The 22,126-nt window shown below is 62.9% G+C and carries 26 protein-coding genes; 18 read left to right on the top strand and 8 right to left on the bottom strand.

Translation table 11 applies throughout. From position 1 onward, the window contains the following. Positions 1-65: 65 nt before the first annotated feature. From GBB14_RS06030 to GBB14_RS05995, 8 genes are all read right to left on the bottom strand, one after another. Positions 66-383, bottom strand: a complete 318-nt coding sequence (locus GBB14_RS06030; protein WP_225976659.1) for a DUF6457 domain-containing protein — start codon at positions 381-383, stop codon at positions 66-68. Beyond that, a complete protein-coding gene (locus GBB14_RS06025) occupies positions 376-2,703 on the bottom strand; it encodes an FdhF/YdeP family oxidoreductase (RefSeq protein ID WP_192796140.1) in 2,328 nt (775 codons plus the stop codon). Before GBB14_RS06025 ends, GBB14_RS06030 begins: the two co-directional genes overlap by 8 nt. A gap of 163 nt (positions 2,704-2,866) precedes the next feature. Next, positions 2,867-4,036, bottom strand: a complete 1,170-nt coding sequence (locus GBB14_RS06020; RefSeq protein ID WP_151528935.1) for an 8-amino-7-oxononanoate synthase — start codon at positions 4,034-4,036, stop codon at positions 2,867-2,869. Further along, a complete protein-coding gene (locus GBB14_RS06015) occupies positions 4,033-4,737 on the bottom strand; it encodes a 6-carboxyhexanoate--CoA ligase (RefSeq protein WP_151528934.1) in 705 nt (234 codons plus the stop codon). Before GBB14_RS06015 ends, GBB14_RS06020 begins: the two co-directional genes overlap by 4 nt. A gap of 97 nt (positions 4,738-4,834) precedes the next feature. Next, the gene (locus tag GBB14_RS06010) at positions 4,835-6,061 is read right to left on the bottom strand and encodes an RtcB family protein (protein ID WP_151528933.1); all 1,227 of its coding nucleotides are present in this window, start codon (positions 6,059-6,061) and stop codon (positions 4,835-4,837) included. Between the two features lie 464 nt (positions 6,062-6,525). After that, positions 6,526-7,299, bottom strand: coding sequence for an ABC transporter permease (locus tag GBB14_RS06005; protein ID WP_151528932.1), 774 nt, complete (start codon positions 7,297-7,299; stop codon positions 6,526-6,528). Next, positions 7,289-8,089 carry an ABC transporter permease gene (locus GBB14_RS06000; protein WP_151528931.1) on the bottom strand — a complete coding sequence of 267 codons (801 nt, stop codon included), beginning with the start codon at positions 8,087-8,089 and terminating at the stop codon, positions 7,289-7,291. The genes GBB14_RS06005 and GBB14_RS06000 overlap by 11 nt, the downstream gene beginning before the upstream one ends. Then, positions 8,086-9,129 carry an ATP-binding cassette domain-containing protein gene (locus GBB14_RS05995; RefSeq protein WP_225976660.1) on the bottom strand — a complete coding sequence of 348 codons (1,044 nt, stop codon included), beginning with the start codon at positions 9,127-9,129 and terminating at the stop codon, positions 8,086-8,088. Before GBB14_RS05995 ends, GBB14_RS06000 begins: the two co-directional genes overlap by 4 nt. A gap of 405 nt (positions 9,130-9,534) precedes the next feature. Here GBB14_RS05995 and GBB14_RS05990 point away from each other — a divergent pair, with 405 nt between their 5' ends. The 18 genes from GBB14_RS05990 to rpsD all read left to right on the top strand — a co-directional run bounded on the left by GBB14_RS05990 (position 9,535) and on the right by rpsD (position 22,045). Next, positions 9,535-10,533: a substrate-binding domain-containing protein gene (locus tag GBB14_RS05990; protein WP_151529076.1), complete on the top strand. Its 999-nt coding sequence runs from the start codon at positions 9,535-9,537 to the stop codon at positions 10,531-10,533. 35 nt (positions 10,534-10,568) lie between these two features. Beyond that, positions 10,569-11,570 carry an ABC transporter permease gene (locus GBB14_RS05985; RefSeq protein ID WP_218364877.1) on the top strand — a complete coding sequence of 334 codons (1,002 nt, stop codon included), beginning with the start codon at positions 10,569-10,571 and terminating at the stop codon, positions 11,568-11,570. Positions 11,571-11,573: 3 nt separating this feature from the next. Further along, a complete protein-coding gene (locus GBB14_RS05980) occupies positions 11,574-12,335 on the top strand; it encodes an ATP-binding cassette domain-containing protein (RefSeq protein WP_151528928.1) in 762 nt (253 codons plus the stop codon). A 303-nt stretch (positions 12,336-12,638) separates the two neighbouring features. Further along, positions 12,639-13,037 (top strand): 30S ribosomal protein S8, encoded by a 399-nt coding sequence (gene rpsH, locus GBB14_RS05975; protein ID WP_151528927.1) that lies wholly within the window; start codon positions 12,639-12,641, stop codon positions 13,035-13,037. An 18-nt stretch (positions 13,038-13,055) separates the two neighbouring features. After that, entirely contained in the window at positions 13,056-13,592 is a 537-nt protein-coding gene (gene rplF / locus GBB14_RS05970; RefSeq protein WP_151528926.1) for a 50S ribosomal protein L6, read from the top strand. Then, positions 13,592-13,993: a 50S ribosomal protein L18 gene (gene rplR, locus GBB14_RS05965; protein ID WP_151528925.1), complete on the top strand. Its 402-nt coding sequence runs from the start codon at positions 13,592-13,594 to the stop codon at positions 13,991-13,993. Before rplF ends, rplR begins: the two co-directional genes overlap by 1 nt. Positions 13,994-14,033: 40 nt before the next feature. Beyond that, the gene (gene rpsE / locus GBB14_RS05960) at positions 14,034-14,660 is read left to right on the top strand and encodes a 30S ribosomal protein S5 (protein ID WP_151528924.1); all 627 of its coding nucleotides are present in this window, start codon (positions 14,034-14,036) and stop codon (positions 14,658-14,660) included. 3 nt (positions 14,661-14,663) lie between these two features. Next, the gene (gene rpmD / locus GBB14_RS05955; RefSeq protein WP_151528923.1) at positions 14,664-14,849 is read left to right on the top strand and encodes a 50S ribosomal protein L30; all 186 of its coding nucleotides are present in this window, start codon (positions 14,664-14,666) and stop codon (positions 14,847-14,849) included. A gap of 7 nt (positions 14,850-14,856) precedes the next feature. Further along, positions 14,857-15,306: a 50S ribosomal protein L15 gene (rplO, locus tag GBB14_RS05950; RefSeq protein WP_151528922.1), complete on the top strand. Its 450-nt coding sequence runs from the start codon at positions 14,857-14,859 to the stop codon at positions 15,304-15,306. Between the two features lie 366 nt (positions 15,307-15,672). Next, the gene (secY, locus tag GBB14_RS05945) at positions 15,673-16,995 is read left to right on the top strand and encodes a preprotein translocase subunit SecY (RefSeq protein ID WP_151528921.1); all 1,323 of its coding nucleotides are present in this window, start codon (positions 15,673-15,675) and stop codon (positions 16,993-16,995) included. Beyond that, complete coding sequence (locus GBB14_RS05940; protein WP_151528920.1) at positions 16,995-17,540, top strand: adenylate kinase; 546 nt, start codon at positions 16,995-16,997, stop codon at positions 17,538-17,540. Before secY ends, GBB14_RS05940 begins: the two co-directional genes overlap by 1 nt. Before the next feature lie 97 nt (positions 17,541-17,637). After that, entirely contained in the window at positions 17,638-18,447 is an 810-nt protein-coding gene (map, locus tag GBB14_RS05935) for a type I methionyl aminopeptidase (protein WP_151528919.1), read from the top strand. A 150-nt stretch (positions 18,448-18,597) separates the two neighbouring features. Further along, positions 18,598-19,437 carry a L,D-transpeptidase gene (locus GBB14_RS10775; RefSeq protein WP_192796141.1) on the top strand — a complete coding sequence of 280 codons (840 nt, stop codon included), beginning with the start codon at positions 18,598-18,600 and terminating at the stop codon, positions 19,435-19,437. Positions 19,438-19,518: 81 nt separating this feature from the next. After that, a complete protein-coding gene (locus GBB14_RS05925) occupies positions 19,519-20,010 on the top strand; it encodes a GNAT family N-acetyltransferase (protein ID WP_151528917.1) in 492 nt (163 codons plus the stop codon). A 157-nt stretch (positions 20,011-20,167) separates the two neighbouring features. Next, positions 20,168-20,386, top strand: a complete 219-nt coding sequence (gene infA / locus GBB14_RS05920) for a translation initiation factor IF-1 (protein WP_012359610.1) — start codon at positions 20,168-20,170, stop codon at positions 20,384-20,386. A 252-nt stretch (positions 20,387-20,638) separates the two neighbouring features. Further along, the gene (gene rpsM / locus GBB14_RS05915; protein ID WP_018018724.1) at positions 20,639-21,007 is read left to right on the top strand and encodes a 30S ribosomal protein S13; all 369 of its coding nucleotides are present in this window, start codon (positions 20,639-20,641) and stop codon (positions 21,005-21,007) included. Then, positions 21,007-21,411, top strand: a complete 405-nt coding sequence (gene rpsK, locus GBB14_RS05910) for a 30S ribosomal protein S11 (protein WP_018018725.1) — start codon at positions 21,007-21,009, stop codon at positions 21,409-21,411. The genes rpsM and rpsK overlap by 1 nt, the downstream gene beginning before the upstream one ends. A 28-nt stretch (positions 21,412-21,439) precedes the next feature. Then, entirely contained in the window at positions 21,440-22,045 is a 606-nt protein-coding gene (gene rpsD, locus GBB14_RS05905) for a 30S ribosomal protein S4 (RefSeq protein ID WP_151528916.1), read from the top strand. Positions 22,046-22,126: the final 81 nt, after the last annotated feature.

Here is a 22,126-nt window from a genome sequence, read left to right as displayed (position 1 = left end):
ACCTTGTCAGGTAGTGGGCAGGGCGCTTATCGACGCTGTGCTCCTGCCCACTACTACGGACTGGTTTAGTCCTCGATCAACCCGATGAGCCGTTCGGCGCGCTCGCGTACTGCAGCGCGCACCTGCTCGGGATCCAGCTCGCTGCTGTCTCCGGCGGTGTCCGCCCCCACGGCGAGGCCGAGCAGGAAACAGCTCAGCGGCGCGCCGGGGCGGCTGGGGCCGTGGGCGATACGCCCAGTAAGTCCCAGGAGCTGATCGGTGTTATCGCCGGCCAGGGCGCGATCCAGTCCCAGCTCGGAGCACACCTGATCGAGCCAGTGCTCCATGGCCGCCATCTTCTCCGGGTCGTCCTTCTTGCCCTTGGCCGGGGAGGAATTAGTCATTGACATTCCTTCCCAGCGGCTCGATGAACACGCGGCAGGACTTGGACACCGGGGTGTGGGAGATGTGGGCGCGGGAATCCAGCGGCACCAGCACATTCGCCTCGGGGAAGTAGGTGGTCACGCAGTCCTTGGCCACGGGGAACTCCACGATGCGGAAGTTCGGGGCGCGGCGCTCGCTATCGGAGTAGCGGGAGACCAGATCCACCAAGTCGCCATCGCGGACCCCGCGCTCGCGGGCGTCCTCGGGGTTCATGAACACCACGCGGCGGCCATTCTTGATGCCGCGGTAGCGATCGTCCAGACCATAGATGGTGGAGTTGTATTGATCGTGCGAGCGGACGGTGTTCATCAGCAGCTCGCCCTCACGCAGGTCGATCACATTGGTCTCGTTGACGGTGAGGTGGGCCTTGCCGTCGTGGGTGTTGAACTCGCGCTGGCGCGGACCATTAGGCAGCATGAACCCGCCTGGGTTTTCGATGCGCTTGTTGTAGTCCTCGAAGCCGGGGATGGTGGCCGCGATGTGATCGCGGATCACCGAGTAGTCGTCGATCATTGGCTGCCACCACTCATCGCCGCACACCATCTTGCCGATGGTGCCCAGGATCTCGATTTCGCTGCGCAGCGAGAGATCGTGGTTGGCGGTGCGGTGTCCCTCAGAGGCGTGCACGGCGCCGGCGGAGTCCTCCACGGTGACCTTCTGCGGGCCGGAGGGCTTGTTATCCACATCGGTGCGGGCCAGAACCGGCAGGATGAGGGACTTCTCGCCCGGCCAGGCGTGGGAGCCATTGGGCTTGGTGGACAAGTGCACGGTCAGCTCATTGGAGGCCATGGCCTGCTCCACCACCGAGGTGTCCGAAGCCACGCGCACCAGGTTGCCGCCGAGAGAGAGGAAGAACTTGGTTTTGCCACTGCGCATCGCCTGCAGCGAGGGCACGGTGCCCAGGCCGTCCTCGGCGGGGCAGTCGAAACCGAAGCGCTCTTCGAGGGCGAGGCGGAAGGGCTCCTTGATCTTCTCCCACACGCCCATAGTGCGGTCGCCCTGCACATTGGAGTGGCCGCGCAGCGGCGCGGTGCCGGCGCCCGGCTTGCCGATATTGCCGGTGAGCAGCAGGAAGTTCACCATCTCGCGGATGGTGTACACGGCGTTTTCGTGCTGGGTCACGCCGAGGGTCCAGGTAAGCACCACGGTGCGGGCTTCCTCCACCATGTCGGCGGCCTTCTTGATATCCGCCATGCTCAACCCGCAGCCGCGCAGCAGCTCGGCATCGTCGAGGGAGTTGAGGTGCTCGATCGTCTCCTCCACACCGGAGCAGAAGTTATCGAGGAACTTGTGATCGAGGGCGTCGCGACGGATCAGTTCCTTGTTGAGGGCCTGGAAGAAGGCGCGGTCGCCATCGAGGCGCACCTGCAAGAACTCATCGGCCAGCTTGGCGGGCTTGCCCACCAGAGCAGTGGGCTCCTGGGGATCGCGGAAGCCGCGGAGGCCGGTCTCCGGCATGGGGTTAATCGCGAGGATCTTGCCGCCGTTTTCCTTGCACTTGGAGAAGGAGCCGAGGGCACGCGGGTGGTTGGTGCCTGGGTTCTGTCCCACCGAGATAATCAGGTCGGTGCGGGAGAAGTCCTCAATCACCACGGAGCCCTTGCCCAGGCCGAGAGTTTCGCCCAGGGCGGCGCCGGTGGAGTCGTGGCACATATTGGCGCAGTCGGGCAGGTTATTGGTGCCGAAGCGGCGGGCCAGCAGCTGAATCATGTACGCCGACTCATTCGAGGCGCGGCCGGAGGTGTAGAACACGGCCTCATCGGGGTGAATGGTGCTCAGCTTGTCCGCAATGAGGGAGAAGGCATCCTCCCAGGAGATGGGGCGGTAGTGCTCATCGCCGCTGGAGCGATCGTAGAGCAGCGGCTCGGTAATGCGGCCGCGCTTGCCCAACCAATAATCGGTCTTTTCGCGCATCTCGGGCACGGAGACGGAGGCCCAAAAATCACGATCAGCGCGGTCTGGGGTGGTCTCTTCCGCGATGGCTTTGGCACCGTTTTCGCAGAATTCCACAATGCCCAGCTCGTGCTGCGGCGGCTCGGGCCACGCACAGCCGGGACAGTCCACGCCGCCAGGCTTGTTCATAGTGAGCAGCGGCAGCAACCCGCGGTTCGGCACTGCGTGCTGCATCGCGTGCGCAACACCGGGAATACCCGCAGCGTAGGGCTTGGGCTTGCCGGTCGATTCGGGATTATCAAACTCGTTCGCCACGGGGTTGACGGGTGCAGGCTTGAAACCGCCTGCGGGAGGGCGGAAACCAGAATCAATATGTGCGATAGTCATAGAATTGAGTATATAAGTCCTCCGAGCTTGCCCCTATATGGGGGAAATAGCTGGGGGTGGCTCCCTCACTCGGGGCTACGCAGCGGCACGCCGGAATCGCTGCATACCCCATATTTGGCGCCGCCTATCCGGTTGCGGCGTGGGGCTTGCGGGCCCAGGGCGGCTAGACGCCGCGCACCTGAGCGAGGGCGGCGAGGAGGGCGTCAATATCCTCATGTTCCATCGTCGCCTGCACCGTGAGCCGGAGCATGGCGGCACCGCGGGCCACGGTGGGGTAGCGAATGGCATTGCAGAAAATCTGGCGTTGTTTCAGCGCCTCGCTGACAGCCATGGCCTCGCGCTCATCCCCAATCACCACCGGCACGATGGGCGAGATCCCGGGGCTGGGCAGCCCCTGTTCGGCCAGGCCCGCGCGCAGATAAGCAATATTGTCGTGCAAGCGCTGCTGGTGCTCCGGCTCCTGCGTGAGGATCTCCAGGGCAGTGCGGGCGGCGGCCACCGTGGCCGGCGGGGAGGACGTGGAAAACACAAAGCTGCGGGCCCGATTGCGCAGCAAGGTGGCGGTGTCTTCATCGCAGAGCACATAACCGCCGGAACAGCCCAGCGCCTTGGAGGCGGTACCGATGAGCACATCGGGGCGAGAGATACCGTCGAGGCTGCCCCGGCCGTGTTCGCCGAGGGCGCCCACACCGTGGGCATCGTCCACAAGTAGCCACATGCCGCGGCTGAGCGCGATCTCCTCCAAGCGGGCGTGATCGGCGACCGCACCGGACATGGAGAACACCCCATCGGAGACAATGAGTCCGAAGGTGGTGGGGCAGGTGGCAGTCAGCTCAGAGAGTGCGTCATAGTCGGCGTGCGGGAAGACAGTCACCCGGCAGCCGGCGGTGTGCCGCGCCATGCGGATGCCGTCGATAAGGCTGGCGTGATTGAGCGCATCGGAGAAGATCGTCAATTCACTGCCGGCAAGCTGAGCCAACGTGGCGATGGTGGAGAGATTGGCCTGGTAGCCGCTGCCGAACCACACTGCGTCCTCATAGCCGAAATGCTCGGCCAGCTCCCGCTCAAGGGCGCCGTGCATGGTGGTGCCGGTGGTCAGGCGCGAGCCGCCCGAGCCGGTGCCATAGTGCTCAATGGCGGTGGTGGCTGCCTCGCGCATGCGCGGGTGAGTGGAGAGCCCCAGATAGTCCGAGCTGGAGAACTGGAGATAGTACTCGCCGTCGATCGTGCCGCGCGGCTGCTGCGAGCCGTCGAAGGTGTGAATCTGGCGTGCCAGGCCCTCGGCGGACCACACCTGATTGGCGGCGCGGGAGTGGTGGGAGAGTGTGCTCATAATTCAACTAATACTGGGATGTTCTCAAGATAGTTAATTGTCGCCGCGAGATCCGCGTCCGTACCCCTATATATAAGGACACGAGTACCACGTGTGCTGCCCTGCTCTTTCATGTTCAACAGGCGCCGGTAGTGGCCCGCGGTGGCGATATAGCCGGTGGTGTAGTCGGGGTCATCAGACATGCACAGCTCCGCCACAATGCCGGGGGCGCTCAGGGCTTTGGAGGCGAGGGTGAGTGCCTCGCGATAGTGTTCCTTCTCCGCAGACATCGAGCTAGCGGTGGCGTCGAAGGTGGATACCCGCACCCCGCGCTGGGGATCGGGTTCGCGCCGAGCGCCGGTAGCGGCATCGGCGATCATCGCCCCGCGCAGCCCCGATACCTCGCGCAATAGCCGCACGAAGGGGGCGGCATCCGCCACGCCCACCTCGCGGAGAACCTCGGCGATCACCGCGTCGGCCGCGGCCGGGGAGTCGGTGGGCACCGTGCTGGTTTCGAGCGCGGGCACAGTAACGATCTGCTCCTCTGCTACCGCCGTGGCGTGCAGCGAGATCTCCGCAGCCTGCCCCTTGGGGTGGGTCAGCGCGCGCGTGACGAGGATCTCTGCCATCTCCGCGAGCTGCTCCTTCGGCAGGATGCGCTCAGCTCCCGAAATGTGCTGGCCGTGCGCACTGGCGTGCATTTTGATGCTGTAATAACCCACGTGTGGTGACTATACCGGCGATGATTGAACAGCGTTAAGGGCGGCGCGGCGCGATGCAGTGCGTGCCGCGCCGCCCGTGGCGCTTCTCGCTGCGCCGCTAGGTGCCCTTGATGTTGAGCACCTGGCGCAGGGTGTGGCGGATGTGGACCAACTCGGCGGAGTCGGCCATCACCGCATCGATGTCCTTATAGGCATCGGGAATCTCGTCCACCCAGGCATCGCCGTGGCGGTAGACGATCCCGCCCATGCGCTGGTCCAGATCCTCGACGGTGAAGCGACGGCGCGCTTCGCTGCGAGAGAAGCGACGCCCCGCCCCGTGGGGTGCGGACCGCAGCGCTACTGCATTGCCCTTTCCCTCCACGACATAGCTGGCCGTGCCCATCGAACCCGGGATGAGGGCGAGACTGTCCTCGTCGGCGCGGATGGCGCCCTTGCGGGTGAGCCACACGGTGCGCCCGAAGTGCTCCTCCTTCTCGGTGTAGTTGTGGTGGCAGTTAATGCGCTCCTCCTCCACCACCTCGGCACCGAGGAACTCCCCGAGGCAGCGGGCAAAGCGGTCCATCATTTCTTCGCGGTTGAGATAGGCGAAGCGCTGCGCCCAGGTGAGATCCTTGATGTAGCGATCGAACTCGGGCGTGCCATCGACCAGGTACGCCACATCCTTATTGGGCAGCGGAATCCACCAGCGGTCCATGAGCTGCTGGGCGATACGGATGTGCATGCGGGCGATCTGGTTGCCCACACCCCGCGAGCCGGAGTGCAGAAACATCCACACCCGCTCCTCCTCGTCGAGGCAGAGCTCGATGAAGTGATTTCCGCCGCCGAGCGAACCGAGCTGCTGCCGCCACTGCGGGGAGTGGCTCAGATCTACATCGTTGGCCTCGGCGAGCTCGTTGAGTTCGCGGCAGCGAGCATCGGCGCTGTCCGCAAGCTGCCAGTCGTTGTAGTTTCCCGGGGAGAGGGGAATGGCGGCCTCGACGGCGTCGCGCAGCTGCTCGAGGTTGCGGCCGGCAAGATCGGCGGCACTGAACTGGGTGCGTACGCCGATCATGCCGCAGCCAATATCCACGCCCACGGCTGCGGGGATGACGGCGTCGATCGTGCCGAATACGCATCCCACAGAGGAGCCGAGTCCGATGTGGGCATCCGGCATGAGTGCCACGTGCGGGTGCACAAAGGGCATCGCGGCCAGCTGCTGGGCCTGGAGCAGAACCCCGTCCTCGATCTCTGAGGCGAAGTTCTTCACGATGGGGGAGTGCGGCTGCAGCGAACGGATCTCGGGATCTCTTCTGCGGCGGCCGCGTCGTCTGCGCTGTGGTGACATAGGTGCTCTCCTTCGATGAGCTAAGTGAGTATCGGTGGGTGGTGACCACACCGCTGTCTCGGTCCTGTGCCGCAGTAGCAGGGCCGCTTATCGACGCCACCTCGCCTGCTCGTCTCGCGCAGCGGCAGCAGGGACGATGCTGGGGGAGGAGGTATACGGGGAGCGGAAAGAAGAAACCGCGGGGAGGAGACAGTCGGTGTGTGCTGTCTGCCGTACCCCGCGGCGGAATGTCGATCTAGATAATCGAGCTCTGAATCCGCGTGAGAACAAGGTACGGCGACAGCTTCTGCTTCAACTGTTGTTGGTCAAACATAGGGGCCGTCGCTCCTTCCTAGTGCGGATAAAAATAGTGTGTCCGGCGTGTCCCGCTAGCGCCTCGGGCGGAGAAGAACACGCGCTCTTCCACTTCTAGCAGGTCAAAGTGCTCCAGGCAATGGTGATATGAGACACAGTAGGGGTCGTATTTAGCTCAGCTGCGTCTGGGCGCGGGAGTAGGTGCGGCTCGCGCCGATGAGGAAGATCACCCCGGCGCCGACCGCCCACGCGAGAGCAATGAGCAGGTGATTGCCAGGATCGCTCTCAGCGCTGAGGGCAGTGACCCCCTCCACGAGATGCGTGATGGGGTTATGCCGCACGAAGGGTTGTACGGGCTCGACAAAGCTGTCTGTTCCCACCACTCCGGCCGAGAGGAAGAGCAGCGTCATCAGCAGGGGGGTGACCATCATCAGCGATTCCGGATTGGTGGTGGAATACGCCATCCACGTGGCCATGAGCGCCGACACGAGCGAGGAGATCACGATTGCCAGCAGCACAACGGTGATGGTCGCCGCGCCGTGGAAGCGCGCCCCAGCAGCCACGCCCACTATGAGCGTCGCCAGTGCCGCGGAGAGGAAGCGAATCGCATAATAGAGGGTCTCGCCGCACACCAATGGGACCGTGCCGCCCGGGCTGACGGCGATGCGGGCAGTAAATCCGGAGGTGCGCTCGCGGACGGTTTCGGAGGCGCAGTAGGTGGAGTTCATCCACTGGGCACCGAGCACTATGAGCAGGCACACCGCCGCGAGATCGGGGCTGGTGCGGCCTTGGGAGGCGGCGATGAGATCCCCAAAGAGAATGCGCATGATCAGAAACATCACCACGGGGGTGAGCAGTGTTGCGGACATGCTGGCGCGGTCTCTGATGGTGCGCAGAATACGGCGTCGCGTATGCAGCATGAGAGACGTGAGCTTAAGAGACATGGCCCCTCCTGAGCGCAGTACTAAATCCCCAGAATCCGGCCGCGCTGAGCACGACCAGCCACACTGCGGCCTCCACTCCGGTGGAGCCCAGTGGTTCGGCCGCGGCGAGTGCGCGCAAGGAATCCAAGATGGGAGAGAGCGGAATACGGGCGACTACCGTCCCCACATGCCCCGGCAGGGCGTCCGCGGGGACGAAGGCGGTGGATAGCAAAAGTATCGCGATGGTGAGCCCTTGGAAGGTCAGCGCCGTGGACACCGGATGGGCGGTGATGAGCACCAGCCCATCGATCGCCGCGGAGAGCACCACGGTAATGAGTGCGAGGGCGAGCAGGAAGAGCGCGGCGGCACCGATGCCGCCGTGAAAGCGCGCCCCAAGCAGAAACGCGAGCGCCAGGGGTATCGCCCCAGACCAGGTCATGCGGGTGAGATCGGCCAAGAGCCGGCCGGCCACAATCGACCAGGAGGGCACAGGCATGCTGAGCAGGCGAGAGTAGAAACCATCTTCCTTATCCTCGGCGACTGCCAGACAGGAGCCACCGGCCGTGAAAATGATCGCCTGGGTGACGGCGGAAGGGAGGATGAAGTCGGCATAGCTATCCATAAAGTGCTCCGCGGAGCGGGCAAAGGACGCATAGAACGCGAGCATAAATATCGACGGAATCATGATGCTGGAGATCATCGCCGCCTGATTGCGCAGCAAGCGCAGCATGTCTCGTTTCCAGATGCTGGCGATCGCCCCGAAAGGCCGTGGAGTCGCCTCGAGGGGGCGGTGGATGCGAGTGGAGGTCATGGCCGCCCCCGCCGGTCGCTGCCCGTATTCGCAGGCTGCTCGCTGCTGGGGGAGGGGGTTATGTGCTGTCCGGCTACATCGCCGCTATCGGCAATGGCGGCGTAGACATCATCGAGCGAGGGCGGGGTGAGCGCCACGTCCACGATGCTGCTGTCCTCGCCCTCCCAGAGACCGAGCAAGCGAACGAGATCGCGGTACCCACGGGGTGCTTCGGCGCGCACGCAGTTGTGTTCCACTTGGGCGGATAGCCCGGCCTTGTGGGCCTGCATGCAGAGCTTCTCGGCATGGGCGGCGCTATCCATGCTCACCTCGCAGATGAGCATGCCATAACGGCCCTTAAGCTCGGCGGGAGTGCCCTCATCAATCACCACGCCGTCGGCAAGCACCGCGATGCGATCGGCGAGACTATCGGCCTCGTCGAGATATTGCGTGGTGAGCAGAATGGAGGTGCCCTCATTACTGAGTCGGGTGATGAGTTCCCACACATGGGCCCGCGCTGTCGGATCGAGGCCGGTGGTCGGCTCATCGAGGAAGAGCAGCGTGGGCGGGACGGCGAGGGAGATGGCGATGTCGAGCCGGCGGCGCATACCGCCGGAATAATCCGCCACTCGGCGATGGGCGGCGGCGTCCAGCTGGAACTCGCTGAGTAGCTCGGTGGTGCGGGCTGTGGCAGCGCTGCGAGACAGCCCCGCGAGACGGGCGAAGTAGATGAGGTTTTCCGCTCCGGTGAGCCGCTCATCCACCGTGGCGAACTGCCCCGTCATGCTGATGTGACGCCGCACCTCGGCGGGCTGGGTCGTGACGTCGAGGCCCGCCACCCGCGCCGTGCCGGAGGATGCGGGAAGCAGAGTGGACAGCACATTGATGAGAGTGGTCTTACCGGCGCCATTGGCACCTAAGACCGCGACAATCTCCCCAGACGCTATGTGCAGGTTCACGCCTTTGAGTACGGGGACGCGCTTCTTCGCCGAGCCTCGCTCGCAGCGAAGGTCCGTGACCTCAAGGGCGAGCTGAGAGTCGTGGGAGCGGGGATCAGGCACAAGTACCACCTCACTGAACTAGGAAAAGTATTCATACGCACCTAATTTCAAGGTTAGGCTACGCTAATCCCTAGGGCTAGAGATGTGGCCGTGGAGACACTGGGAATGCCCCTCTTCTGGTGTATGGCGCGGCGGCAGGGTGGCAGCAGATGCGCGGCCCGCGAGCTCTGGGGCGGGGCCTAGTGCGGGTTCTAGGGTGTGGCCGCGGGTGGAGTTTGTTCGGAGAGCTCTGCGCTAAAAAGCCAGAACAGCCATTCTTAATCGTTCAAGAAATGGCGGATGAGCTGGGCAAACGCATTTGACAGCGGGGAGGGCGCTTCCGTTGAATCAATAGTTATGCTAGGTCTTTCCCACCGTGTGTCCTCGCCGTTCTCGCGGCACGCCACCTCCACCGCCACTATTCTCATGGCCCTCATTGGGGTGCTGGCGCTGCTTCTCAGCGCCTGCTCTTCTACCGGCGGCGCCCCGCGTCCCAGCGACTCCGGTGGCGGCACGGGCGGCGGCCCTGGCTTCGGCGGGGCCGATACCGATCGCGCGGTGGTGGCGATGGTCAGCCACGGCGCGCCGGGCGATACCTTCTGGGATCTGGTGCGCAAGGGCGCGGAGGATGCGGCCAAGAAGAGCAATATTGAGCTGCGCTACTCCTCCGATCCGCAGGCACCGAATCAGGCGAACCTGGTGAAGTCGGCGGTGGATGCTGGGGTAGACGGCATTGCTGTCACCCTGCCGAATGCGCAGGCGATCGGCCCCGCCGCCCAGAACGCCGTGGATGCCGGCATTCCCGTCGTGGGGCTCAATGCCGGCATGAACGAGTATCAGAACTACGGCCTGAGCGGCTTCTTCGGCCAGGATGAATCCGTGGCCGGCGAGCTCGCCGGCGAGCGCCTCGCCGCAGATAATGCATCGAATGTGCTCTGTGTGATCCACGAACAGGGCAACTCCTCCCAAGAGGCGCGCTGCGAGGGCGTGAAGAAGGGCCTCGAGAAGGCCGGTGCCGGCGGTTCGGTGGAGATTCTCTATGTCAATGGCATGGACCTCACCTCCGTCACCTCCACTCTGCAGGCGAAGCTCACGGAGGATCCGAGTATCGATCGGGTGATGGGGCTGGTGGCCCCAGTCGCGCTGGCCGCCGTGAAGTCCAAGGAGCAGGCCGGTTCCGAGGCCAAGATCTCTACCTTCGACACCAACGCGGAACTGGTGAGCGCCATCACCGCTGGAGACATCGAGTGGGCAGTGGACCAGCAGCCCTATCTGCAGGGCTATCTGGCCGTGGATTCGCTGTGGCTGAATATGCGCAATGGCACCACCGTCGGCGGTGGCCGGCCGGTCTATACTGGTCCCTCCTTCGTGGATGCCAGCAATGTGGACACCATCGCCGCCGCGGCAAAGGAGGGCCTGCGATGAGCGACACCGCCGCGGCGAGCGCGGCCGATGAACGCATGCTGCAGCGCTCCTTCTTTCAGAAACTCATTCGCCGCCCCGAGCTAGCGAGCCTGCTCGGCGCCATCGTGATTTTCACGCTCTTCATGATCGTGGCCCCACCCTTCCGCTCTTTTGAGTCGCTGGCCACGGTGCTCTATGCATCGTCCACGATGGGCATCATGGCCCTGGCAGTGGGCATGCTCATGATCGGCGATGAATTCGACCTCTCCTCCGGTGTCGCCGTGACGACCGCGGCCCTGGCCGCCACGATGCTCAATTACAATCTGCACCTGAACTCTTGGGTGGGGGCGGGCATTGCGCTGCTGATCGCGCTGGCCATCGGTGCGCTCAACGGCTATCTCACGACCACTACCGGCATCCCTTCCTTTCTCATCACGCTGAGCGCCTTCCTCATGCTGCAGGGGCTGAACTTGGCCATCACCAAGCTCGTCACCGGCGCGGTGGCCACCCCCACCATCGCGGATATGGAGGGTTTCTACTCCGCGAACATGGTGTTTGCCTCCAATGTCAATGTTGCTGGGGTGCAGGTACGGGTGACGGTGTTCTGGTGGATCGGCTTCGTGGCGCTGGCGTCGATCCTGCTGTTTAAAACCAAGTTTGGTAACTGGATCTTCGCCGTCGGCGGCAACCAGGACGCCGCCCATGCCGTGGGTGTGCCGGTGCGTCGCACCAAAATCATCCTGTTCATGTTCGTTGGTTTCGCCGCATGGTTTGTGGGCATGCACAATCTCTTCGCCTTCGACTCCATCCAGGCGGGCCAGGGCGTGGGCAATGAGTTCCTCTATATCATTGCGGCCGTCATCGGCGGCTGTGCGATGAATGGCGGCAAAGGCACCGCCGTCGGCACCGCTATCGGCGCCCTGATTTTCGGCATGACCAACCAAGGCATCGTCTACGCCGGGTGGAACCCGGACTGGTTCAAGTTCTTCCTCGGCGCCATGCTGCTGTTCGCAGTGATGACGAACCTCGGCGTCGCGAAATACACGGAAAAGAAATAGCCCATGGACCCGATCATTGAGCTGCACGACGTCAGCAAAAAATACGGCGCCTTCGACGCGCTTCGCTCGATCAATCTGCAGGTGGTGCCCGGCGAGGTCACCTGCGTGCTGGGCGATAATGGCGCCGGCAAATCCACGTTGATCAAGATTCTGGCCGGCCTGCATCCCCACACCTCGGGCACGATGCTTGTCGACGCCACCCCGACGCACTTCACCTCCCCGGCCGATGCTCTCGCCGCCGGTATCGCCACCGTGTACCAGGACTTGGCCGTGGTGGGGCAGATGAGCGTGTGGCGCAACTTCTTCCTCGGCCAGGAAATCAGCAATCGCTGGGGGTTGATCAATGAGGGGAAGATGAAGCGCATCGCCGCCGCGGAGCTGGAACGCATGGGCATTGTTATCCCCGATATTGATGCGCCCGTCTCCTCGCTGTCCGGCGGCCAGCGCCAAGTGGTGGCGATCGCCCGAGCCATCTACTTTGGCGCCCGCGTGGTGATTTTGGATGAGCCCACCGCCGCGTTGGGCGTGAAGCAGTCCGGCATGGTGCTGAAGTTCATCGCCAAGGCTAGGGAACAGGGCACCGCCGTCATCTTTATCACCCACAACCCCAAGCACGCGCTGCTGGTGGGGGATAGGTTTGTGGTGCTCACCCTCGGCAAGCAGACGCTGCAGGCGCGGCGCGAGGACGTGGATGTTGACACCCTCACCCTAGAGATGTCCGGCGGCGGGGAACTAGACGCCCTGCAACACGAGCTCCAGCGCTAGATGCACTACCCCGGCCGAGAGCGGTGACGTGCTGAAACGTCTTGACCCGCAGGCTGGGGGTGTGTATCATTTCATTCTTGGACTCGCGAGATCCCGCGAGATCCTTTTATTTTGTACGTTCCTACTTTGTTGTAGGCCTTATATTCGCCCCATAACGTCCAGCGTTCGTGAGCGCAAGGCAGCGAGCTTTCCCACTATTGAGTGCGTGGAAGCGCCAGAGTCGCCGGCTCCCTAGTGACAGCTGACAACGGTTCTTGGGTGAATTAGGAACCGCAACGAGAAAGGTATCAAGGTCTAAGTCTTATGACCATGACTGATCCCATTGCAGACATGCTGTCTCGCATTCGTAACGCTAACCACGCGTACCACGAGACCGTGTCCATGCCGTCTTCCAAGCTGAAGGCGAACATCGCGGGCATCCTCAAGCAAGAGGGTTATATCAAGGATTACAAGGTGGAGGACGCCAAGGTTGGCAAGACCCTCACCCTGGATCTGAAGTATTCCTCCGCCCGTGAGCGTTCCATTTCCGGCGTTCGTCGCGTGTCCAAGCCCGGTCTGCGCGTGTACGCAAAGTCCACCAACCTGCCGCAGGTTCTCGGTGGCCTCGGTGTGGCGATTATCTCCACATCCCAGGGGCTGCTCACTGACCGCCAGGCTCACGAGAAGGGCGTAGGCGGAGAAGTCCTCGCCTACGTCTGGTAAGAGGGAGGGAATCTAAATATGTCTCGTATTGGTAAAGCTCCCATCGCCATCCCCAGCGGCGTTGACATCAAGATCGACGGCCAGAACGTTGAGGTCAAGGGCTCCAAGGGCACTCTGTCCCAGGAGATCCCGGCCCCGATCACCGTTGCCGTGGAAGACAACCAGATTATTGTCTCCCGCCCCGATGATCACCGTAAGAACCGTTCCCTGCACGGTCTGTCCCGCTCTCTCGTGAACAACATGGTTGTGGGCGTGACCGAGGGCTACACCATCAAGATGGAAATCTTCGGTGTTGGTTACCGTGTGCAGGCCAAGGGCCAGAACCTCGAGTTCTCTCTCGGCTACAGCCACCCCGTGCTGGTTGAGGCCCCCGAGGGCATCACCTTCGCGGTCGATGGCAACACCAAGCTTTCGATCTCCGGTATCAACAAGCAGCAGGTCGGCCAGGTCGCCGCTAACATCCGTCGTCTGCGTAAGGATGACCCCTACAAGGGTAAGGGCATCCGCTACGAGGGTGAGCAGGTCCGCCGCAAGCTCGGAAAGACAGGTAAGTAATGAGCAACACTGCAGAGAACAAGCGCGTTCCTGTCGGCAAGGACATCTCTACCCGTCGTCGTCAGGCTCGTGCCCGTCGTCACTTCCGTCTGCGCAAGAAGCTGCGCGGCACCCCCGAGGCGCCGCGTCTCGTCGTCCACCGTTCCTCCCGTCACATGCACGTTCAGGTCATCGACGACCTGGCCGGCCACACCCTGGCCGCTGCATCCTCGATGGATCAGTCCATCCGCGAGATGGAGGGCGACAAGAAGGCCAAGGCCACCGCTGTGGGCAAGCTCGTCGCCGAGCGCGCCAAGGCTGCCGGCATTGAGAAGGTTGTCTTCGACCGTGGTGGCTACCAGTTCCACGGCCGCGTTGCGGCTTTGGCCGATGGCGCTCGTGAAGGTGGTCTGAACTTCTAATGATCACCGCAGATAAGTTCAACAACGGAAGGATCGCGTAATGCCAGGACGTGAACGGCGCGACGGCGGACGCACCGCCGACGAGAACCAGAAGAACAACCGCAACGACCGCCGCGGTGGTCGTCGCAATGACCGCAACCAGCAGGACGAGCGCTCGCAGTACTTGGAGCGCGTTGTCACCATCAACCGCGTGTCCAAGGTCCAGAAGGGTGGTCGTCGCTTCAGCTTCACCGCTCTCGTGATCGTCGGCGACGGCCAGGGCATGGTCGGCGTTGGCTACGGCAAGGCCAAGGAAGTTCCCGCCGCTATCCAGAAGGGTGCCGAGGAAGCTCGTAAGAACTTCTTCCGCGTCCCGATGATTGCCGGCACCATCACCCACCCGGTTCAGGGTGAGGCCGCAGGCGGCGTCGTTATGCTTCGCCCCGCTGCCCCCGGTACCGGTGTGATCGCTGGTGGCGCTGCCCGCCCGGTGCTTGAGTGCGCTGGCGTGCAGGACATCCTGTCCAAGTCTCTCGGCTCGGACAACGCCATCAACGTTGTCCACGCCACCGTGGATGCCCTCAAGCAGCTCGTGCGCCCCGAAGAGGTTGCTGCCCGCCGCGGCAAGAGCATCGAAGAGGTCACCCCGGCCCGTATGCTGCGCGCACGCGCAGGTCAGGAGGCTTAAATCATGGCCCTCAAGATCACCATGACCAAAAGCACCGTCGGTGCTAAGAAGAATCAGCGTGACACGCTGCGCAGCCTCGGCCTGAAGCGCCCGAACAATGTTGTTGTTCGCCCGGACACCCCGATCGTTCGTGGCTACATCAACACCGTTCGCCACATGGTCGAGGTCGAAGAAGTAGCAGGGGAGTAGATAACTCATGAGCGAACCTATTAAGCTCCACGATCTGCGCCCGGCGAAGGGCGCGAAGAAGGCCAAGACCCGCGTGGGTCGCGGTAATGCCTCCAAGGGCACCACCGCTGGCCGCGGTACCAAGGGCACCAAGGCTCGTAAGCAGGTGCCAGCAGGTTTCGAGGGTGGCCAGATGCCCATCCACATGCGCCTGCCGAAGCTCAAGGGCTTCAAGGCCCGCAACAAGGTCATCTTCCAGGTGGTCAACGTTGCAGACATCGAGAAGGCTTTCCCGCAGGGCGGCGACGTCACCGTTGCCGATCTCGTGGAAGCCGGCCTGGTGCGCAAGAACCAGCCCGTTAAGGTGCTCGGCAACGGCGAGATCTCTGTGAAGGTCAACGTGACCGCACAGAAGTTCTCCGGTTCCGCCAAGGAAAAGATTGAGGCCGCCGGCGGCTCTGTCGCCGAGGCTCAGTAGCACCCCTCAGTCCCGCGCCGAGCGCGGGGCGTGAAGAGTGTGGAAGCCGCCAGTCCCAGCAGTAGCTGAGGCTGGCGGCTTTGTTATCTCCCATACGATGGCCGAGCGAGGGCTGCGTCGATAAGCGCGCGGCCCTGCTGAGCGGGGATTCTCCCTCAAGGTTAGGGTGTGGTGAGTACGCAATATCGGTGCCGGCGAGCATTGCTGGTAAAGTGGCACCGTTGTTAACTCTTGATCTCAGGCACGCGAGCTTGGTGCGTGCGCTGATTCGTCCAGTTAGGTATTTGTTACTACGTCCCTGATGTCCTCGATCGGGCACGGCATAGCCGCCGCAGATCGAGCTAGGGGTGTACAGGAGGATTATTAGTGTCCGCCATTGTCTCGGCCTTCAAGGACGCTGATCTGCGAAAGAAGATTCTGTTCACGCTCGCGATGGTCGTGCTGTACCGCATCGGTGCACAGATCCCCTCGCCCGGCGTGGACTATCGCGAGATCAGCGCACGGCTGCATGAGATCGCCTCGGAAAACTCCGGCGTGTACTCGCTGATTAACCTGTTTTCCGGCGGTGCGCTGCTGCAGCTCTCGGTGTTCGCCATCGGCATCATGCCCTACATTACGGCGTCGATTATCGTGCAGCTGCTCACAGTGGTGATCCCGCGATTCGAGGAGCTCAAAAAGGAAGGCCAATCAGGCCAATCCACGATGATGCAGTACACCCGCTACCTCACGGTGGCGTTGGCGTTGCTGCAATCCGCCGGCATCGTGGCGCTCGCCGATCGCGAGCAGCTACTGGGCCAAGGCCAGCGCGTGCTGGTGGAAGATTCGAATATCTTCACCCTGCTCATGCTGGTCGTGGTGATGACCTCCGGTGCGGTGCTGGTGATGTGGCTCGGCGAGCTTATCACCGAACGTGGCATTGGTAATGGTATGTCGCTGCTGATCTTCGCCGGTATCGCCACGCGTCTGCCCACCGACGGCATGAACATCCTGCAATCCTCCGGTGGGGTGGTCTTCGGTGTCGTGCTCGCCGCAGTGATCCTGCTGGTGATCGGCGTGGTCTTCATCGAGCAGGGCCAGCGCCGCATCCCGGTGCAGTACGCCAAGCGCATGGTGGGCCGCCGCCAATACGGTGGCACCTCCACCTACCTGCCGCTCAAGGTGAACCAGGGTGGCGTGATCCCAGTGATCTTCGCCTCCTCGCTGATCTACATGCCGGTGCTGATCACCCAGATCGTCAACTCCAATAACCCCACGCCGCCGGATAACTGGTGGATGCGCAATGTGATCGCGCACCTGCAGACCCCCTCCTCCTGGCAGTACATCGTGCTCTACTTTGTGCTCATCGTGTTCTTCTCCTACTTCTACGTCTCGGTGCAGTACGACCCCTACGAGCAGGCCGAGAACATGAAGAAGTACGGCGGCTTCGTGCCGGGCATTCGCCCCGGGCGTCCCACCGCCCAGTACTTGGGCTATGTGATGAACCGACTGCTCTTCGTGGGTGCGGCCTATCTGGGCATCATCGCCGTGTTGCCGAACATCATGCTGGACCTCGGAGTTGGTAACATAGACGCAGGTGCAACTCCCTTTGGTGGTACCGCACTTCTGATTCTTGTCTCGGTGGCTCTGACCACCGTCAAGCAGATTGAGAGTCAGCTCCTGCAAAGCAACTATGAAGGATTCTTGAAGTAATGCGACTCGTTCTCCTAGGCCCTCCCGGTGCAGGCAAGGGCACCCAAGCTGCGATTCTCTCCGAGAAGCTGGGTGTTCCGCACATCTCCACCGGTGATCTATTCCGAGCAAATATTGGCGAAGGAACCCCGCTGGGCGTGGAGGCGAAAAGCTACATCGACGCCGGCAAGCTCGTCCCCACCGAGGTGACCGCCCGCATGGTGGAATCCCGCCTCGCCGAGGACGACGCCAGCGAGGGTTTCCTGCTGGACGGCTTCCCCCGCACCACCGAGCAGGCCGACCTGCTGGCTGAGATGCTGCAGAAGCAGGGCGTGGACGTCGACGGCGTGCTGAACTTCCAGGTATCCGAGGACGTCGTGGTCGAGCGCATGCTCGCCCGCGGGCGCGCCGACGATAACGAGGAGACCATCCGCACCCGCATGGAGGTCTACCGCGAGCAGACCGCCCCCGTGATCGACTACTACGGCGACAGCGTCTACACCGTCGAAGCTGAAGGCAGCATCGAAGAGATCAACGAGCGCGCCATGAGCGCCCTCGGCAAATAAGTCCATCTCTCGCCTCCGCCGGCCTCCTCTCCTCGAGAGGATGGTCGGCGTTGTGCTGTGCCGACCCCTAACCAAGAACCAAAGGAGAACGCCGCCCATGGCGCGTCGCAAGAACAACCGAAAGATTCCCGCCAAAACCCCCGAGCAGCTAGAGAAGATGGCGGCCGCGGGCGCTATCGTCGGCCACGCCCTGCACGAGGTGCGCGCCGCCGCCCGCGAGGGTATGAGCACCCTCGAGCTCGACCGCATCGCCGAGACCGTCGTCCGCGATCACGGCGCCACCCCCACCTTCCTCGGCTACGAGGGCTTCCCAGCCTCCATCTGCGCCTCCGTCAACGACGCCATCGTGCACGGCATCCCCAACACCGAGACCATCCTGCAGCCCGGCGATCTCGTCTCGATCGACTGCGGCGCCACCTATAACGGCTGGGTCGGCGACTCCGCGCTCAGTTTCGGTATCGGGGAGCTTGACGACGCCACGTCCGCGCTCAATGAGGCCACGGCATGGGTGCTACGCCAGGGCATCGAGGCCATGGTGCCGGGCAATCGGCTCACCGATATCTCCCACGCCCTCGAGATGGCCACCCGCGCGGCCGAGAAGAAGTTCAACGTGGAGCTGTTCATCGTGGACGGTTATGGCGGCCACGGTATCGGGCGCACCATGCACGAGGATCCTTTCCTCGCCAATGAAGGGCGGGGCAATAGGGGACCGCTCATCCAGGAAGGCTCGGTGCTGGCGATCGAACCCATGCTCGCCGGCGGCACCGCCTATTCGGAGGTGCTGGAGGATAACTGGACGGTGGTCACCGAGGATGGCTCGCCGGCCGCGCACTGGGAGCACACGGTGGCCGCCACCGCTGCGGGGCCGCGGATTCTCACCACGCGCCCAGAGGGGGACTTCTCCTAGGGCGTGTCCCCTTGACTGCACCGCACCATAAGGGGATAAGATTCCTAAAATGTCGCCCAACCTGAGTGTGATCAGATAGGGTGGGCTTGAAATACACATTGCGGCGCCCACATGAGGTGTCGCTTGAAGAATAAGGACGTCTACACTCCTATGGGCTCTCGTCACTCCTCCGACCGCGGTGTTGGTGCTCGGCTCGTGCGCGGCGCTACCGCCGTGTGCGCCACCCTCGCTGTTGCTCTCCCGCTTGCTCCGGCAGCGCACGCACAGCTTCCCTTCGGCCTCGACAACATGGTGCCGAACTTCGGTTCCTCCCAGTTCGAGCTGCCGAGCCTCGATGGCTTCACCATCCCCACCCAGTCCGATTTCCAGGCCCAGGGCGAGGCCCAAGCATGGCGCACCCGCGGTGATCTGCATCGCAGCGCCGACCAGCTGCTGCCGGCACCGCTGGCACAGCAGGCCAAGGACGCCGTAGACCGCACCCTCGAGGCCGTCTACCCAGGCATCATCGCCCGCCACTCCGGCCCGCGCCCCGCACCGAATCCGGCCCCCGCTCCGGCCCCGCAGCCCGCTCCGGCTCCGAGCCCGCGCCCCACTCCCAGCCCGTGCCCGAAGGAGGCACGTGCCTGCGTGGATGCTGATAACCAGGTGGCATGGCTGCAAGATGGCAAGGGCCACCGCGTCAGCGACGTCATCCGCGTCTCCACCGGCGCCGATGGCTACGACACCCCGGCCGGTCGCCATTATGTGAACCGCAAGGTCAAGGACGAGGTCTCGCGCGAGTTCTTCAACGCTCCCATGCCGAACTCCGTGTACTTCACCTACAACGGCATCGCCTTCCACGGCGGTGACCCCGAGGTGCTCTCCCACGGTTGCGTGCACGTGCCCATGCGTGAGTCCGAGCGGTACTTCAACCACCTCAACATCGGCGATCTCGTCTATGTCTGGGGCGATGTGGACTACGGCGTTCCCAACGGGCGCGTGCGTCGATAAGCACCCCTTAACGCGCGGCGGGGCCAGCGCTCAGCCGCTGCTGGCATCATAGTGTGGCTTAGATCGCTACACTGGATAGCTATGCAGGACTATACGATCCGCCCCGCCCGTGACACAGACATCCCTGAGATCCTCGATCTCATCCACTGTCTCGCTGAACACGAGGGTGCTCCCAATGGCGTACGCGCCAACGAGGAGCGTCTCGAACAGCACCTCTTTAGCCCGCACCCTTTGGCGCGGGTCACTGTGCTTCAGGAAGACGGCGCCGAGCGGCTCGCCGGCTTCGCCCTGTGGTTCTATAAATTTTCCACCTGGGAATCCACGCCCGTCATTCACATGGAGGATCTCTATGTGCGCGAGGAGCACCGCGGCAAGGGCTATGGCCAAGCGCTGCTGAGCTCGCTGGCCGCCGAATGCGTGGACCGCGGCTATGCCCGCATGGAGTGGAATGTCTCCAAGGACAATGACAATGGCCGCGCCTTCTACACTAGGATGGGCGGTGGGGCGCTGGAGGATCAAGAAATCTTCCGCCTCGAAGGCGATGCCCTCCTTCGCGCCGGCAAGAAGGACTAAAACTCGCCGGCACCTCGCGCGTGATGACGCCGCCATTTTGCGATTTCCAGCAGAAACGGTAAGCTTGCGATTTGGTGTGACTGCTTTGGCTGTCGCACCGATGTAGCAGACGACCATCAAACCGGCCACAGCAGTGGCTGGGGAAATGTTTGAGGATATGGCAAAAGAAGGCGCAATTGAGGTCGAGGGTCGAATTATCGAGCCTCTTCCGAACGCAATGTTTCGAGTAGAGCTGGACAACGGCCACAAGGTGCTCGCGCACATTAGTGGCAAGATGCGTCAGCACTACATCCGTATCCTGCCCGAGGACCGCGTGGTAGTGGAGCTGTCTCCCTATGACCTGTCCCGCGGCCGCATCGTCTACCGCTACAAGTAAAACTCACAGCCTCCTAACTCTACCGAGTGCCCCGAGGCGAGACGGAACCCGACGGTTATTTCACGTTGGGTTCTTGCTCATGTATGCGCCTGCACGGCGGATCCAACCTTGGCACTCAACCAACCTTCGGCAATCGGTGGCTGAAGCCCTACGTATCTTGGCCCACAGTCCGGCACCGCATCCGGGCGAAGCGTCAACTGGTGGGGACGAGTTGGGAGAAAACCACCGTAACAACCGGAAAGGTAATGCCTCATGGCACGTCTAGCTGGAGTTGACCTCCCGCGCAATAAGCGCATGGAGGTCGCTCTCACCTACATTTACGGCATTGGCCCGGCTCGCGCCGCCAAGCTGCTGGAAGAGACTGGCATCTCTCCCGACCTGCGTACCGACGCTCTGACCGATGAGCAGATCTCTGCTCTGCGTGATGTTATCGAGAACTCGTGGAAGGTTGAGGGTGACCTCCGCCGCCAGGTTCAGGCTGACATCCGTCGCAAGATCGAGATCGGCTGCTACCAGGGTCTGCGCCACCGTCGTGGCCTGCCCGTGCGCGGTCAGCGCACCAAGACCAACGCTCGTACCCGTAAGGGCCCGAAGAAGACGATCGCAGGAAAGAAGAAGTAATGCCTCCAAAGACTCGCTCCGGCGCTCGCCGTTCTGGCCGTCGCGTCGTAAAGAAGAATGTGGCACAGGGTGCCGCTTACATTAAGTCCACCTTCAACAACACCATCGTGTCTATCACCGACCCGAATGGTGCCGTCATCTCTTGGGCCTCCTCCGGCCACGTCGGGTTCAAGGGCTCCCGTAAGTCCACCCCGTTCGCTGCGCAGATGGCTGCCGAGAACGCTGCCCGCAAGGCAATGGATCACGGCATGAAGAAGGTTGACGTCTACGTCAAGGGCCCGGGTTCGGGCCGCGAAACCGCAATCCGCTCCCTCCAGGCCGCCGGCCTTGAGGTTCTCTCGATCTCGGATGTGACTCCGCAGCCGCACAACGGTTGCCGTCCGCCGAAGCGTCGTCGCGTTTAAGAATTCGGGAAAGGAAGGTTAGAAACTCATGGCTCGTTATACCGGCCCAGCAACCCGTAAGTCCCGCCGTCTCCGCGTCGACCTCGTCGGTGGAGATATGTCCTTCGAGCGTCGCCCGTACCCCCCGGGACAGGCAGGCCGCGCTCGCATCAAGGAGTCCGAGTACCTCCTGCAGCTGCAGGAGAAGCAGAAGGCTCGTTTCACCTACGGCGTCATGGAGAAGCAGTTCCGCCGCTACTACGCAGAGGCGAACCGTCAGCCCGGCAAGACCGGCGACAACCTGCTCATCCTGCTCGAGTCCCGTCTCGACAACGTTGTCTACCGTGCCGGCCTCGCCCGCACGCGTCGTCAGGCTCGTCAGCTTGTCTCCCACGGTCACTTCACCGTGAACGGCAAGAACATCAACGTTCCGTCTTTCCAGGTTTCTCAGTACGACATCATCGATGTCCGTGAGAAGTCCCGCAAGATGGTCTGGTTCGACGAGGCCCAGGACAACCAGGTGGACGCCGTCGTTCCGGCATGGCTGCAGGTCGTGCCCTCCACCCTGCGCATCCTCGTGCACCAGTTGCCCGAGCGCGCCCAGATCGACATTCCGCTGCAGGAGCAGCTCATCGTCGAGCTTTACTCGAAGTAATAGCAGCCACTCGCTGGCCCAGAGCGGCCGGCGGGGCGCCATTACCGAAGAGGAATCTTCACGTGCTCGTGCTGGTGCGAT

It is taken from the genome of Corynebacterium sp. 51B, assembly GCF_008930785.1.
Classification (GTDB): domain Bacteria; phylum Actinomycetota; class Actinomycetes; order Mycobacteriales; family Mycobacteriaceae; genus Corynebacterium; species Corynebacterium megadyptis.
The sequence above is the reverse complement of the archived record's forward strand: the minus strand, read 5'-3'. Positions and strand labels throughout refer to the sequence as shown.

What these genes read in the sequence shown, in the direction of transcription:
- rpmD (WP_151528923.1), top strand. Translation starts at nt 14,664, where the DNA reads ATGGCCCTCAAGATCACCATGACCAAAAGCACCGTCGGTGCTAAGAAG.
- GBB14_RS06020 (WP_151528935.1), bottom strand. Translation starts at nt 4,036, where the DNA reads ATGAGCACACTCTCCCACCACTCCCGCGCCGCCAATCAGGTGTGGTCC.
- GBB14_RS05925 (WP_151528917.1), top strand. Translation starts at nt 19,519, where the DNA reads ATGCAGGACTATACGATCCGCCCCGCCCGTGACACAGACATCCCTGAG.
- rpsK (WP_018018725.1), top strand. Translation starts at nt 21,007, where the DNA reads ATGCCTCCAAAGACTCGCTCCGGCGCTCGCCGTTCTGGCCGTCGCGTC.
- GBB14_RS05980 (WP_151528928.1), top strand. Translation starts at nt 11,574, where the DNA reads ATGGACCCGATCATTGAGCTGCACGACGTCAGCAAAAAATACGGCGCC.
- rplR (WP_151528925.1), top strand. Translation starts at nt 13,592, where the DNA reads ATGAGCAACACTGCAGAGAACAAGCGCGTTCCTGTCGGCAAGGACATC.
- GBB14_RS06030 (WP_225976659.1), bottom strand. Translation starts at nt 383, where the DNA reads ATGACTAATTCCTCCCCGGCCAAGGGCAAGAAGGACGACCCGGAGAAG.
- GBB14_RS06010 (WP_151528933.1), bottom strand. Translation starts at nt 6,061, where the DNA reads ATGTCACCACAGCGCAGACGACGCGGCCGCCGCAGAAGAGATCCCGAG.
- rplF (WP_151528926.1), top strand. Translation starts at nt 13,056, where the DNA reads ATGTCTCGTATTGGTAAAGCTCCCATCGCCATCCCCAGCGGCGTTGAC.
- rpsH (WP_151528927.1), top strand. Translation starts at nt 12,639, where the DNA reads ATGACCATGACTGATCCCATTGCAGACATGCTGTCTCGCATTCGTAAC.
- GBB14_RS06025 (WP_192796140.1), bottom strand. Translation starts at nt 2,703, where the DNA reads ATGACTATCGCACATATTGATTCTGGTTTCCGCCCTCCCGCAGGCGGT.
- GBB14_RS06000 (WP_151528931.1), bottom strand. Translation starts at nt 8,089, where the DNA reads ATGACCTCCACTCGCATCCACCGCCCCCTCGAGGCGACTCCACGGCCT.
- GBB14_RS05990 (WP_151529076.1), top strand. Translation starts at nt 9,535, where the DNA reads ATGGCCCTCATTGGGGTGCTGGCGCTGCTTCTCAGCGCCTGCTCTTCT.
- map (WP_151528919.1), top strand. Translation starts at nt 17,638, where the DNA reads ATGGCGCGTCGCAAGAACAACCGAAAGATTCCCGCCAAAACCCCCGAG.
- rplO (WP_151528922.1), top strand. Translation starts at nt 14,857, where the DNA reads ATGAGCGAACCTATTAAGCTCCACGATCTGCGCCCGGCGAAGGGCGCG.
- GBB14_RS05985 (WP_218364877.1), top strand. Translation starts at nt 10,569, where the DNA reads ATGCTGCAGCGCTCCTTCTTTCAGAAACTCATTCGCCGCCCCGAGCTA.
- GBB14_RS05940 (WP_151528920.1), top strand. Translation starts at nt 16,995, where the DNA reads ATGCGACTCGTTCTCCTAGGCCCTCCCGGTGCAGGCAAGGGCACCCAA.
- infA (WP_012359610.1), top strand. Translation starts at nt 20,168, where the DNA reads ATGGCAAAAGAAGGCGCAATTGAGGTCGAGGGTCGAATTATCGAGCCT.
- GBB14_RS10775 (WP_192796141.1), top strand. Translation starts at nt 18,598, where the DNA reads ATGGGCTCTCGTCACTCCTCCGACCGCGGTGTTGGTGCTCGGCTCGTG.
- GBB14_RS06005 (WP_151528932.1), bottom strand. Translation starts at nt 7,299, where the DNA reads ATGTCTCTTAAGCTCACGTCTCTCATGCTGCATACGCGACGCCGTATT.
- rpsD (WP_151528916.1), top strand. Translation starts at nt 21,440, where the DNA reads ATGGCTCGTTATACCGGCCCAGCAACCCGTAAGTCCCGCCGTCTCCGC.
- rpsM (WP_018018724.1), top strand. Translation starts at nt 20,639, where the DNA reads ATGGCACGTCTAGCTGGAGTTGACCTCCCGCGCAATAAGCGCATGGAG.
- rpsE (WP_151528924.1), top strand. Translation starts at nt 14,034, where the DNA reads ATGCCAGGACGTGAACGGCGCGACGGCGGACGCACCGCCGACGAGAAC.